At 63.6% G+C, this 12,769-nt stretch carries 12 protein-coding genes; 5 read left to right on the top strand and 7 right to left on the bottom strand.

Annotated features, from left to right (window positions below):
- The first annotated feature begins 42 nt into the window (after positions 1–42).
- Complete coding sequence (locus NKJ84_RS05290; protein WP_352505671.1) at positions 43–507, top strand: Lrp/AsnC family transcriptional regulator; 465 nt, start codon at positions 43–45, stop codon at positions 505–507.
- An 86-nt stretch (positions 508–593) separates the two neighbouring features.
- Here the strand turns inward: NKJ84_RS05290 and NKJ84_RS05295 are convergent, their stop codons facing one another.
- A complete protein-coding gene (locus tag NKJ84_RS05295) occupies positions 594–791 on the bottom strand; it encodes a hypothetical protein (RefSeq protein WP_023676715.1) in 198 nt (65 codons plus the stop codon).
- A 164-nt stretch (positions 792–955) separates the two neighbouring features.
- Positions 956–1,441, bottom strand: a complete 486-nt coding sequence (locus NKJ84_RS05300) for a thioesterase family protein (RefSeq protein WP_352505630.1) — start codon at positions 1,439–1,441, stop codon at positions 956–958.
- A gap of 119 nt (positions 1,442–1,560) precedes the next feature.
- Here NKJ84_RS05300 and NKJ84_RS05305 point away from each other — a divergent pair, with 119 nt between their 5' ends.
- Both NKJ84_RS05305 and NKJ84_RS05310 read left to right on the top strand, forming a co-directional pair.
- Positions 1,561–2,976 (top strand): FAD-binding oxidoreductase, encoded by a 1,416-nt coding sequence (locus NKJ84_RS05305; protein WP_352505631.1) that lies wholly within the window; start codon positions 1,561–1,563, stop codon positions 2,974–2,976.
- A gap of 96 nt (positions 2,977–3,072) precedes the next feature.
- Entirely contained in the window at positions 3,073–7,107 is a 4,035-nt protein-coding gene (locus NKJ84_RS05310; RefSeq protein ID WP_352505632.1) for an AsmA family protein, read from the top strand.
- Positions 7,108–7,118: 11 nt separating this feature from the next.
- Here NKJ84_RS05310 and NKJ84_RS05315 read toward each other — a convergent pair whose 3' ends face one another.
- Positions 7,119–7,556, bottom strand: coding sequence for a MarR family winged helix-turn-helix transcriptional regulator (locus tag NKJ84_RS05315; RefSeq protein WP_352505633.1), 438 nt, complete (start codon positions 7,554–7,556; stop codon positions 7,119–7,121).
- 153 nt (positions 7,557–7,709) lie between these two features.
- On the opposite strand from NKJ84_RS05315, the gene NKJ84_RS05320 reads away from it, so the two are divergent.
- Complete coding sequence (locus NKJ84_RS05320; RefSeq protein WP_352505634.1) at positions 7,710–9,503, top strand: chloride channel protein; 1,794 nt, start codon at positions 7,710–7,712, stop codon at positions 9,501–9,503.
- Positions 9,504–9,506: 3 nt separating this feature from the next.
- On the opposite strand, the gene NKJ84_RS05325 is transcribed toward NKJ84_RS05320, so the two are convergent.
- The 4 genes from NKJ84_RS05325 to NKJ84_RS05340 all read right to left on the bottom strand — a co-directional run bounded on the left by NKJ84_RS05325 (position 9,507) and on the right by NKJ84_RS05340 (position 11,324).
- Positions 9,507–9,728 carry a ribbon-helix-helix domain-containing protein gene (locus NKJ84_RS05325; RefSeq protein WP_254818946.1) on the bottom strand — a complete coding sequence of 74 codons (222 nt, stop codon included), beginning with the start codon at positions 9,726–9,728 and terminating at the stop codon, positions 9,507–9,509.
- 19 nt (positions 9,729–9,747) lie between these two features.
- A complete protein-coding gene (locus NKJ84_RS05330; protein ID WP_352505635.1) occupies positions 9,748–9,951 on the bottom strand; it encodes a DUF4169 family protein in 204 nt (67 codons plus the stop codon).
- An 18-nt stretch (positions 9,952–9,969) separates the two neighbouring features.
- Positions 9,970–10,506 carry an SspB family protein gene (locus NKJ84_RS05335; RefSeq protein WP_254818944.1) on the bottom strand — a complete coding sequence of 179 codons (537 nt, stop codon included), beginning with the start codon at positions 10,504–10,506 and terminating at the stop codon, positions 9,970–9,972.
- A gap of 134 nt (positions 10,507–10,640) precedes the next feature.
- On the bottom strand, positions 10,641–11,324 hold the full coding sequence (locus NKJ84_RS05340) for a TetR/AcrR family transcriptional regulator (RefSeq protein WP_352505636.1): 684 nt from the start codon (positions 11,322–11,324) through the stop codon (positions 10,641–10,643).
- A gap of 167 nt (positions 11,325–11,491) precedes the next feature.
- Here NKJ84_RS05340 and NKJ84_RS05345 point away from each other — a divergent pair, with 167 nt between their 5' ends.
- Positions 11,492–12,697, top strand: a complete 1,206-nt coding sequence (locus tag NKJ84_RS05345) for a multidrug effflux MFS transporter (RefSeq protein ID WP_023676705.1) — start codon at positions 11,492–11,494, stop codon at positions 12,695–12,697.
- The last annotated feature ends 72 nt before the right edge of the window (positions 12,698–12,769 follow it).

Raw genomic sequence — 12,769 nt, forward strand, 5'->3', positions numbered from 1 at the left:
GTCATTGCGGCTATTTGCTTTCCGAAATCAAGGAGTATTCCGCTGAAACGCCTTCGAAATGAAAATAGCGATCTGGATCCGGCGGACCTGAAAATCCTGCGCCTGCTGGAAAAGGACGCGCGCACCAGCACCGCCGAACTGGCGCGGTCGGTCGGCCTGTCGGCGCCGAGCGTTGCCGAGCGCATCAAGCGGCTGCAGGAAAGCGGTGTGATCGAGGCCTATACGGTGCGTATCAATCCGGCCGCGCTCGGCATGAAGCTGTCGGCATGGCTGCGCATCAGGCCGGTGCCGGGCCAATTGGCCGTCGTGGCCGAGATCATCCGCGAGCTGCCGGAAATCGCCCAATGCGACAGGGTCACCGGCGAGGACTGTTTCATCGCTTTGGCGCATGTCGGCTCGGTGGCCGAGCTCGAACGGGTGATCGACCGCATCATCCCATTTGCGATGACCAACACGGCGATCATCCAGTCGTCGCCGGTGGTGCCGCGATCGCCGCTGGGGGCGTGAAGCGCCAGCCTTGACGCTTGGGATCGTTCGTCAGCACATCATCAGAAATGCAAACCGGACGACCGGTCTGTTTCTTCCCGCACCGTTCAGGCGTGGCCGCGTTTCATCCGCGCCTGCTTCAGGATGGCGCGCCAGCGGATCATGGCGAAGGGGATCGGCTCGTTGTTGTTGGCGATGTGGAAGATCTCGTTGTTGAGGTTCTTCAGCGAGCGCCAGAAATCATAGTCGGTGATGCGTGGGTCAGCCGCCAGCCTGTCCGCTTCGACCTTGATATCGGTTTTCATGCACGTTCCCCGAACCGCTGCTGCTCCGCCGCCCGTATCGCAATTCGATGCGGATGGTTTTCCAACGCCGCGCTGAGTCGTTCAACGTCTCAATTCGGCTTGTTCACGTTAAAACCTCGGTAAGGTTAACGGCGGTTGGCCAGTGGTTCAAGCGCTCTCTTGGTTCAAGCCGGCTTACGACGAATACCGATCGAGCGGCCGGCGCGCTCCGGCATCGGCAGGGCGGCATGGGCGGCGCGCATCGCTTCCACCCTGGCCAGGACGTCGGCGGGGAAGGGCGCTACCTTCGGGCCAGCCATGTCGACATGCAGCGACAGCGTTTCGGATGTGGCGGCAAGCCAGCCGTCGCGATGCCGGATTTCCTGATAGGCCCTCAGCCGCTTCTCGTCATGGTCGAGGAGTTGGAACGAGACGGTGACCTTGTGGTCGAGATGCAACTCCTGGACGTAGCAGACATGCACTTCCGCGGTGTAGATGGTCAGCCGTCGTTCTTTCACATAATCCGGCCCCATCCCCATCATCTCGAATGCTTCGTCGGAGCAACGATCGAACAGCACGTTGTAATAGGCCATGTTGAGATGGCCGTTGTAGTCGATCCAGGCCTCCTCGATGTCCATGGCGCGAGAGACGAAAGGGGCGGGGATGGGCATCGGAAACTTCCTTCTCGTCATGCCGGGGTGAGCGTGGACTGGACAGAGCGTGCTTGGTGAGACTACGCATCCGTAGAAGCAGAACAAGGGTGGACGCTGGTCCATTCGCGGAGGAATCGATGGCTCTAAGCGACCTCAATCCGGTCGAGCGCAACGAAGAAGGCATTGCCGCCGTGCTCGGCATCCTCAAGCAGCGGCTCGGCGAGCGATTCCAGACCGGCCAGGCGATCCGCGCCCAGCACGCGCACACCACGACCTATATTCCGACGCAGGCGCCGGACGGCGTCGCCTTTGCCGAGACCACGCAGGAGGTGCAGGAGATCGTGCGCGCATGCGCGGCGCATCGCGTGCCGGTGATCGCCTTCGGCGTCGGCTCTTCGCTGGAAGGTCACACCAACGCGCCGGGCGGCGGCATCTCGCTCGATACGTCACGCATGAGCCGCATCATTGCAGTCAATCCCCAGGACCTCGATTGCACCGTCGAGCCCGGCGTGACGCGCGAGGACCTCAACCGGCACCTGCGCGACACCGGCCTGTTCTTTCCGATCGATCCGGGCGCCAACGCCTCGCTCGGCGGCATGGCGGCGACGCGGGCCTCGGGCACCAACGCCGTGCGCTACGGCACGATGCGCGAAAACGTCCTGTCGCTGACCGCGGTGATGGCCGACGGTGAAGCAGTGACGACCGGCAAGCGCGCCAAGAAAAGCTCGGCCGGCTACGATCTGACACGGCTGCTGATCGGCTCGGAAGGCACGCTCGGCATCATCACCCAGCTGACGTTGAAGCTGCAGGGCATTCCGCAGGCGATTTCGGGCGGCGTCTGCCCGTTCGCCAGTGTCGAGGCGGCGTGCAATGCGGTGATCGCGACCATCCAGATGGGCATTCCGGTGGCGCGCATCGAATTGGTCAACGCGCTGCAGATGCGGGCGATGAAGACCTATTCGAAGCTTGATTATCCGGAGAGCCCGTGCCTGTTCGTCGAGTTCCACGGCAGCGATGCCGGCGTCGCCGAGCAGGCCGAAACCTTCGGCGTGATCGCCGAGGAAAATGGCGGCGGTCCGTTCCTGTGGACCAGCGTCGCCGAAGAGCGGACGAAATTGTGGAAGGCCAGGCACGATGCCTACTGGTCGTCGCTGACGCTGCGGCCGGGTGCCAAGGGCCTGTCGACCGATGTCTGCGTGCCGATCTCGCGCTTTGCCGAATGTGTCACCGAGACCGAGGTGGATATCGCCGAGATGGGCCTGATCGCGCCGATCGTCGGCCATGCCGGCGACGGCAATTTCCATGTGCTGGTGCTGATGGACGTGAACGATCCGAAGGAGATCGCGCTGGCGGAAAAATTCGTGGCGCGGCTCAACATGCGCGCCATCGCCATGGACGGCACCTGCACCGGCGAGCATGGCATAGGGCAAGGCAAGATCGGCTTCCTGCGGCACGAGCTTGGCCATGGCGTCGACATCATGCGCACGATCAAGAAGGCGCTCGACCCGCTGAATATAATGAACCCCGGCAAGATATTGCCTGGAAAGGACTGACCTTCAGGCCGCTGCCGTGCCCCCATTTGCCTCTTTATCGACACGCTGATGCGGGTAGAGTGCCACTGACTTTCAACCAAAACTATCCAGGAGCTGATGCTCGCACGCCTGTTCGTGATCTTCGGTGGGCTTCTTGTGCTGGTGCTGTGTGCGGCGCTGGTGGTGCCGTACTTTGTCGACTGGACGGGTTACCGTGCCGATTTCGAGCGCGAGGCCAGTGCCGTCCTCGGTCGCAAGGTGACCGTGCAAGGCGATGCGACGGCGAGGCTGCTGCCGTTCCCCTCGGTGACGTTCTCGAATGTCGCCGTTGCCGGTGGCCCCAACGGCCAGCCGGCGATGACCGTCGAAACCTTTTCGATGGATGCAGAACTCGCGCCATTCCTGCGCGGTGAAGTGCTAATCTTCGACATGCGGCTGGTGCGGCCGAAGGCGACGATCGACATCGCCGCCGACGGCACGGTCGACTGGACTATACGGCCATCCTCGCCCTTCGATCCCGGTCAGATTTCCATCGAGAAGCTGACGGTGACGGAAGGACAGATCGCGCTCAGCCACGCCGCCGGCGGGCGCAGCCATCTTATTTCCGAGATCAACTCAACGATCTCGGCCAAGTCGCTGGCCGGCCCCTGGAGGCTGGACGGCTCACTGTTGCTGGACGGGTTGCGGACCACGATCGCCGCTTCCACCGGCAAGGCCGAACCGGACGGGCAAATGCGGCTCAGGCTCAAGGCCGATCCGGATGCCTATCCGCTGGTCATCGAGACCGACGGCAATGTGGGCCTCGTTGAGGGCGCCGCCGTCTATTCGGGCCAGTTCAAGATATCGGGCGCAGACCGAACCGCGGCGCGGCCGCGCGGCACCGGCGGCGAGGCGCTGAAGGTCAGCGCCGGCAAACCGGACCCGGGCTTCAGGCTGAACGGCAAGTTTTCGCTCGACCACCAGAAGCTCGGCGTCGACGAATTCCGCTTCGAGACCGGGCCGCTCGACAATCCCTACACCGCCGACGGCAAGGCTGCGGTCGACCTTGGGCTGAAGCCGCATTTCTCTATCGAGGCCAATGGCGCGCAGGTGCAGTTCGACGAGGCCGTCGGGGCGGCGGCCGGGGCCGGATTGACGCTGTCCGAACGGGTGGCGGCGCTCGAGGAGGCGCTGCTCGATCTGCCGAAGCCGACCATACCGGGCACGGTCGAGGTGAAACTGCCGGCGGTGGTCGCAGGCGACACCACGGTTCGCGACGTGCATCTGTCCGCCGAGCCGGCCGAAGGCGGCTGGGCGGTAAAATCGCTGGCCGCCACGCTGCCCGGTCGCGCCAAGCTGGAAGCCAATGGCATGGTCAGCGTCGAGGACCATTTCGGTTTCACCGGATCGCTGCTTCTGGCGGTGGCGCAGCCCTCCGGCTTTGCCGCCTGGCTGTCGAAGGACGTCGACGAGGCGATCCGCCGTTTGCCGGCCGCCGGCTTCAAGGCCAAGGTGGATTTGAGCGAAAAACACCAGGCCTTCAGCGATCTCGAACTCATCCTCGGCAAGGCGAAGTTCTCCGGCCGCATCGATTCCAACCAGCCCGACGAAACCCGTCCATCGGTGCTGATGCAACTCGAAGGTGGCGAACTCGACGTCGATGGGCTCGCTGCCTTCGCCTCGATCTTCGTCAGCGACAAGGGCGCCAACCGCTTTTCCGATCGCGACCTCGATTTCCAGATCAAGGCCGGGCCGGTCAGCGCCGGCGGCTTGACCGCCGATAGCGTCGATACTGCACTTAGATTGCGTGAGGGGCTGCTTGAGATCGACCGCCTGTCGGTCGGCGGACTTGCCGGCGCCTCGATCAGCGCCACCGGCCGGATCAAGGATTTCCCGGCGAGCCCGACCGGCAAGCTCGACGCCTCGGTGGTCGCCGTCGACCTCAAGCCGCTGATCGACGTCGCCGTCCAGCATTATCCAGACAATGCGGTGCTGAAGTGGCTGGCGGAGCGCGCTGCTGCCTATCCCGAACTGTTCCAGGATGCGCGTATCGACGCGGTCACGAGTGCCGCAGACAATGGCGATGGTACGACCGGACTGGCCATGAGCGCACAGGGCAAGGCCGGTGGCTCGGCCTTTTCGGCGTCGTTGTCCGGCAAAGGGGCGCTCGACCGGCCTCTCGAAGCGCCGGTGACGCTGACCTTCAACGCAAGGAACGCCGACGCTACCGCGCTTCTGGCGCTTTACGGTCTGCCGGCACTGCCGCTCGGCATGCTCGGCGAGGCGACCACCGACGTCTCGGCCAAAGGCACGCTTGGCGGCGGCCTGGCGACACGATTCAGCCTGGCCGGCAATGACTTCAAAGCTGGTTTCGACGGGACAATTGCCGACACGCCTCAGGGCGCGGCCGCCAAGGGCAAGGTCAGCCTTGAAACGGCCGACATCTCGCCATGGCTGATGACGACCGGCGTCGGCCTGCCCGGCATGGAGACCGGCATGTCGACGTCGCTTGCTGCCGATGCCGACTACGGCAATGGTCTCCTGGTGCTGAGCGGACTCAGCGGCGCCGTCAACGAAGCGGCGGTTTCCGGTGACGTAAATATCGACATCAAAGAGGGGCTGCCGCATCTTGCCGGCGCGCTGTCGCTGGACGAGCTGGACCTCGATCCGATGGCGGTGATGCTGTTCGGCGACCAGGCTTTCCTTGTCAATGACAGGACCTGGCCGACGGCACCGTTCAGCCAGAAATCCAGTCTGCCATTTACCGCCGATCTCGATCTGACGGCGGCGTCGCTTGCCGCTGGCCCGCTTGCCACCGCCTATGACGCTGCGCTTTCGCTGCAGCTCGACCAGGAGGGCATCCGTGTTTCCGACCTCAAGGCAAAATTCCTCGGGGGCGAGTTGAGTGGCCTGTTCGAGCTCAAGAACAATGACGGCACCGGGCTTTTCTCCGGTCAGATGAAACTCGCCGGCTCCGATTTGACAGCTGTGCTGCCGGAGGCCGGCATCAGCGGAAGCGGCGATTTCTCGACGGCGCTTTCGACCAGCGGCAAATCGGTCGACGCGATGGTCGCGGCGCTGTCCGGTTCCGGCACGGCGACGCTGAAGGGTATGACTATTGCCGGCTTTAATCCCGATGCCTTTGGCGCATTTATTGCCAAGGCCGACGCGATCGGGCGCGATATCGACGCGTCGAAGACTGCCGGTTTTGTGCCGCAGATCGCCGCGGCGGGCAGTTTTCCGGCGCAGGACACCGATATTGCCTTCACCATCGCCGGCGGCACGCTGAGGGCGCCGCCGGTCAAATTGGAAAGCCCGGGCGCGACGCTGTCCGCCGACATCACCGCCGATCTGAACACCAGCACCGTCGATGCCAAGGGCGAGATCGCCTATCGACCCGGCGATGAGGCGCTGGTCGGCTCCGAACCGATTTTGAATTTCAGCGTCGACGGTCCGTTCGGCGCCACCAAACGGCAGTTCGACAGCGAGCCGCTGGCCCAGTTCCTGACCCAGCGTGCGCTGGAAAAGGAGCAGCAGCGAGTCGAAGCCATGCAAGCCGCACTGCTCGAGAAACAAAGGCTGCGGCGTGAGGTGCGCTACTACGCTGCCCTGCAAACCGAGCGTGAAAGAGCGGCGGCGGAACGGCGCAAGCAGGAGGAGGAAGCGGCGCGGCTGAAGGCTGAGGCCGACGCCAGGGCAAAGGCCGAAGCCGAGGCTCAGGCCCAAGCCGAAGCGGAGGCGAGGGCCCAGGCTGAAGCCAAGGCAAAGGCCGAAGCTGAGGCGCAGGCCCAAGCCGAAGCGGAGGCCAGGGCGCAGGCCGAAGCCAAGGCGAAGGCGGATGCAGCGGCGAAGGCCGAAGCCGAGGCGAGGGCGAAAGCCGAGGCGGCTGCAAAGGCCAAAGCGGATGCCGAAGCCAAAGCCAAGGCGGCGCAACAGGCTGCCGAGGAAGCAGCGCAGGCCGAAGAACAGCAACGCCAGAGGGCGGAAGAGGCGTTGCGGATCGCCTCGGAAGAGAAGGCAAGGCTCGACGCCGAACGCAAGGCCGCGGCGGAGCGAGCGGAACGGGCGCCACCGGCTACAAATAACGTGCCATCGCCAGTGCAGCCCCCGCCAAAGCTCAAGTTCGATCCCTCGTCGATCGACGATCTGCTAAAATCGCTGAATGGCGGGTGACGGCGCATCCCTTATGTGTCGCGTCCAGCAAGCAAGCGCTTGAGCATCGGCTCGATCCGCCCGAGTTCGTCGAGATGAGCGGCTGACAGATCGGCGAGACTGTCGTCGGCGCGCTCGGTCAGCCGCAGCAGCACGCGGCGGTGGTCCTCCTCGTCGTGGTCCCTCGCGACGAGCCCGGCTTCGCAAAGACGGTTGACCAATTCCACTGCGCTGTGATGGCGGATGCGCAGGCGCTCCGCGAGGTCGCCAATGGTCACCGGCCCTCCGCCGGGAAACCCTTTGATTGCAAGCAGGGCCTGATGCTGGCGTGGTGTCAGGCCGGCTTCCTGCGCCTGGATCTGGCTGAATTCGAGAAAGCGGCGGATCAGGTAACGAAATTCGGACAGCCTCTGGTAATCGGCCGGCCCGATCGTTGCGCCGCGCTTTTGTGGCTTCGAAATGTCTGCCATCGATTCCTTTCCGACAAAGCCGCAAACGGCCTTGAACATTTATATCGTGTTACGATACAGAGCGCACCAACATGGCTCGTGCCCGCCATCATCGGTGGCACGGCCAGCGACCCATCCGCAAGTCGGCACGCCGCCAGAAAGCAAGGTTTGCAAATGAAGTCCGATCACGCCAACCCCGGACATCTGCGCGATTTTACCACCGATGCCCGGGTGCTGCTCATTGCCGGCATAGCGGTGGTGGTGGCGACGGTGGGGCTGTTTGCCGGCATTGCCCTTTTGAAGCTGATCCGGCTTGCCACGAACATCGCCTATTTTGGCCAGTTCACGCTCGCCGACCTGAAACTGCAGGATACGCCGCTTGGCTATGCCTCGGTATTTGTTCCGGTCATCGGGGCATTGATCATCGGTGTGATGGCTCGCTTCGGAAGCGACAAGATTCGCGGCCATGGCATTCCCGAAGCCATCGAGGCGATCCTGCTCGGACGCTCGCGGCTCGACGCCAAGGTGGCAATCCTGAAGCCGTTGTCGTCGGCAGTCTCGATCGGCACCGGTGGGCCATTCGGCGCGGAAGGGCCTATCATCATGACCGGCGGCGCCATCGGCTCGCTAATCGCGCAGATGCTGCCGGTCGGCGACAATGAACGCAAGACGCTGCTGGTGGCGGGTGCGGCGGCCGGCATGACCACCGTGTTCGGAACACCGATCGCTGCCATCATGCTTGCGGTGGAATTGCTGCTCTTCGAATGGACGCCGCGCAGCTTCATTCCCGTAGCGGTCGCCGCGGTTATTGCCGAGGTCGAGCGCACCATGCTGCACCTGCCGGGGCCGATCTTCCCGTTTCAGGGCGGCATGGAGGTTTCATTTCCAGCCCTTGCCGGCTGGGTGCTGGTCGGCATGGCAGCCGGGCTGCTATCGGGGTTGCTGACCCAGATGGTCTATGCCTGCGAGGACGGTTTCCAGAAGCTGCCCATCCACTGGATGTGGTGGCCGATGCTCGGCGGCCTGGTGGTCGGCATTGGCGGGCTGATCGAGCCGCAGGCGCTCGGCGTCGGCTATGACAATATCGCCGACATGCTGGATGGCCGCACCATAGCGACCGCTGCGCTCACCCTGTTGGTGGTGAAGGCGATCATCTGGTCGGTCGCACTCGGCTCGGGAACGTCGGGAGGTGTGCTGGCGCCGCTGCTGATCATGGGCGGGGCGATGGGCGCGGTCCTCGCCGGCTTCCTACCGGCCGCCGATCCGGGCTTCTGGGCGCTGCTGGCGATGGCGGCGACGATGGGCGGCACCATGCGTGCGCCGCTGACCGCCACCTTCTTTGCGGTCGAACTGACCGGCAACACCCATGTCCTGGTGCCGCTGATCGCGGCAACTGCCACTGCGCACGCGGTGACCGTGCTGTTGATGAAGCGTTCGATCCTCACCGAAAAAATCGCACGGCGAGGGCATCACATGGTTCGCGAATACCGTGTCGATCCGTTCGCCCTGACCAGGGTGCGCGAGGTGATGACCAGCGACGTCGAGAGTGTGCCGGCGACAATGACGCTGCACGGCGCGGCAGCGTTCCTGACGGCGCCGGAGACACGACATCCGAGCTTTCCGGTCGTCGATGAAGAGCGCCACGTGCTTGGCGTCATCGACCCGCCGGCGATCCTGCGCTGGAGACGCACCGGCAAGCACCGCACGACGACGCTTGGCGAACTGCTGGCCGGCAGCAAGGTCACGCTGGCCTATCCGGATGAGTATCTCGAGGGTCTCTCCGACAAGCTGCTGATGGCGAACGTGTCCCATTTGCCGGTCGTCACACGAGAAAATGCCCGGCTGGTGGGCTATGTCGGCTGGAAGGACCTGATGCGCGTCAGATCGAAGAAACAGGCCGAAGAACGCGACCGCTCGGCTTTGCTGGGCTTCCGTATCCGGCGCAGGAAACAGGATAGCGTTGCCTGAAGGCTAAAACTTGCCGCGCTTGGCCCAATCCAGCACATAGAGCCTGAGCGCCGAGGAGAGGTTCGCATCGCGCGGGCGGCTCTCGTCGATTTCGGCGACAAGCGCGGCGAGCGTCAGTTTTCGCACGGCCGCAATAGCGATCAGGTCGTCGTAAAAAGGCTTTTCGAGCGAATAGCTGGTGCGGTGGCCGCGAATCGTGACCGAGCGCTTTTCGACCGGGCTCACGCAACGATCCTATTCACCTTCAAGCATCGGATTTGTCCGAATCGCCCGATTTTTCGCGGCGATGGCCGGCGACGAATTTATCGGCCTTGCCGGCGATCAGGCGGTCGCGATCCCGGCTGGTTTTGGAACGGCCATGCAGCGCCCGGTTCTGCTCGGCCAGGCGCTCCTTCTCGGTTCGCGCCTTCTGCTTGCGTGCCTGACGGAGATTGACGATCTCGGCCATGTCACGCCGCCCGTCGGCTCATTTCTTGCGGAAGGCGTCGAGCGACACCACGTCGGCGCCCTTGGCACCGGCGTCGGCCGCGGCAGGCTTCTTTTCCACCTCAGCGTTTTTCTTCTTCGTCTCAGGCTTTTTCTCGGCGACGATGGCCAGCGGCTCGGGAGCAGGCTTGGCCTTTGTCTCCTGTTCCGCCGGGGTATCGGTCTTGACGTCGAATTCGAGCTCGAAGTTGACGGATGGATCGTAAAAGCCGCGCACTGCCGAGAACGGGATTTCCAGTTTCTCCGGCACGTCGGAAAACGACAACCCGACTTCGAAGCCGGTGTCGCTCACCTTCAGGTCCCAATACTGGAACTGGATGACGATGGTCATCTGTTCGGGATAGCGCTCGCGCAGCCGCGACGATACGCGCACACCCGGCGCGCCGGTGAGAAAGGTGATGAAGAAGTGATGGTTGCCCGGGAGACCGGTGCGCGCGACCTCGGCCAGGACTTTGCGCATGACGCCGCGCAACGCCTCCTGGGCCAGAATGTCGTAGCGGATGTGGTCGTCGGCCATGTGGCTGTCGGGTTCCGTTGAATCGTCCTGATAGCTGTAATCAAGCTTGAGCGCGGCGTAAACCGGATATAGATCGCCTGCGTGCGGAAGCGAAGCCCATCGGCGACGATTTGATCGTCAAACGGCTTTGATCGTCAAGCGCTGGCGAGCGCGCCGTGTTTACCAGCCACAGGCTGCCGCTTGCCGAAGGCGCGCAGGAAGGTGCGCACGCCATTTGTCGCCGACTGCACCACCTCGTCCTCGGTCGGTGTGCCGCCGAGCATGAACGTCGTCTGCAACTCGGCATTGGCAAGCGCCATGAACTGGCGCGCTGCGACGTCGGGATCGTCGATATCAAGGAAGCCGGCATGAGCGAGGCGGGCGAAGCGGGCGGCGATCGCCGGCCATGTCCTGCCCGGTCCTTCTTCGCGCCATTCGGCGAACAACTCGGGATAGCGCCCGCCCTCGGTCTGGATCAGCTTGCGCAGGAATTTGCCGTCGCGGTTGCAAATGCAGTTGTGGGTCATCCGCACAGCAAAGGCGATGAGGTCGGCCTCGAGATCCTTCGGCTGATCGGGAAAAGTGGAAATCGTGGCAAAGATGCCGGCGTTGCAACGTTCGGTGAGGTCGCGGACGATGGCAACGAAGAGTTTTTCCTTGTCGCCGTGATGGTTGTAGATGGTCTGGCGGGAGACGCCGGCCTCGGCGGCAATCATGTCGATATTGGCACCGGCGAAGCTTTCGCGGCAGAAGACCGAGGTGGCGGCGTCGACAATCGACATCCGCTTGGCCTCATGGCCCCGTGGCGGGAAAATGTCAGGAGAAACGTTGGCCTTCATGCAAAACTATATAGAGGTGGTTGACGAATTAGACAAGCCTGTCTAAATTTGTGGACTGCACGAAGGGAGTTTCGTTCCGCAGAAGAGTCGGAACTCCACGGGATGGAACGTCCTAGGGTTACGCGCCGGTCCTCGGCGGCAACCAGAATTCGAAAGAGCCTGCTATCATGAACGCCAAATTCCTCCGCATTGCGGTCGTGCTCGGCCTATTGTCCGCGATCGGCCCGTTTGCCATCGACATGTATCTTCCGGCCCTGCCGTCAATAGGCGAGGATCTGCATGCCGGCACTGCCGCGGTGCAGATGAGCCTGCTGATCTTCTTTCTTTCCATGGGCTTCGGCCAGATCGTCGTCGGACCGATCTCCGACATGGTCGGCCGCAAGCTGCCGCTCTACGGCGGCCTGGCGCTGTTCATGGTCGGCGGCGTCGGCTCGGCGCTGGCTCCCTCGATCGAATGGCTGATCGCCTTCCGTTTCCTGCAAGGGCTCGGCGCCAGCGCCGGCATGGCCGTGCCGCGCGCGATCGTGCGCGACCTGCATACCGGCACCGAGGCCGCCAAGTTGATGTCGCTGCTGATGCTGGTGTTTTCGGTGTCGCCGATCCTGGCGCCGCTGACCGGTAGCCAGATCATCGAGAATTTCGGCTGGCGCGCCGTGTTCTGGACGGTGACGGGCGCGGCCGTGCTCGCCACCATCCTGCTGGCGACCTCTCTCAAGGAGACGCGGCCGGTGGAAGAGCGCGCCGGTTCGTCCTTCGGGACGGCACTTTCCGGCTACCGCTTCCTGATGGGCGACCGCAACTTCCTTGGCCTGACAGCCATCGCCGGCTTCGGCATTGCGAGCTTCTTCGTCTATCTGTCGAGCTCGTCCTTCATCCTGATCGACCATTATGGCCTGTCGCCTTCGGTTTACAGCGTGTTCTTCTCGATCAATGCGGTTGCCTTCATCGGCATGTCGCAGCTGACCGGGTTGCTATCGGAGCGGTTTGGGCTGCAGCGCGTGGTGCGCGTCGCGGTGACGGGCTATGCGACGACGATGGTGGTGCTGTTTGCGGTGATGGCATCGGGTGTCGACCGGCTCGACGTAATGGCGGCGCTGCTGTTCATCGGCTACGGCTTTCTCGGCCTGGTCATCCCGACAACGTCGGTGCTGGCCATGGAAGAGCATGGCGAGATCGCCGGCACCGCTTCGGCGCTGATGGGCACGCTGCACTTCGCCATCGGCGCTGTCGCCATGGGCGTCGCCGGCGTGTTTTTCGACGGCACGCCGCTGCCGATGGTGGCGGGCATCACGCTGTGCGCGGCGATCTCCTTCACACTGGCCAAGATAACGCTCGGCCGCAGCCGGGACGTTGCGGAAGCGCCGGCGGAGTAAGCTTCACCTATCGAGACAAAAAGGCCGGGCGATGTTCCCGGCCTTTTCACGTTTGCGGTCCCGGTTCAAAGC

The organism is Mesorhizobium sp. M0048 (assembly GCF_040323405.1).
Taxonomy (GTDB): Bacteria; Pseudomonadota; Alphaproteobacteria; order Rhizobiales; family Rhizobiaceae; genus Mesorhizobium.